Source organism: Arthrobacter sp. 05T410 (assembly GCF_056396505.1).
In genome coordinates, this window is the sequence record NZ_JBFTLP010000061.1 from 1 (window position 1) to 415 (window position 415).

The 415-nt window shown below is 65.3% G+C and carries 1 pseudogene; it reads left to right on the forward strand.

From position 1 onward, the window contains the following. Positions 1-415 (forward strand): annotated as a pseudogene (locus tag AC1DFR_RS22385) (IS110 family transposase); the annotation flags it as partial.

The window sequence follows — 415 nt, forward strand, 5'->3', positions numbered from 1 at the left end:
GCCCCACACACTGCGCTCCATCCAGATCGCCGATGAACAGCTCGCCGAACTGACCATGCTCTGCGGCTTCGACGACGACTTGGCAAAACAGGCCACGCAACATCGAACAGGATCCGAGGCCTGCAGACCCAGATCCACCCCTGCCCTGGAGCGTGTCCTTGGCCCGCGCCTGGACCACCCGGCAGTGTTGGACCTGCTGCGGGCCTGGCCAACCCAGAAGCCTTGCGCCATGCAGGTCGGCGCAGGATCGGAAACCGGCTAAAAAAGCGTGCACCCCGGATGGGCGAACGCCTTGCCGGCGAAATCATCGACGCACTCGGCCAGCAAACAGTCACTGTCGTGGGGACGAACGCGGCCACGATCGTGCTGCCCCAACTGGCCCGGATGCTCGCCGACATCCGCGAGTCCCGGGACA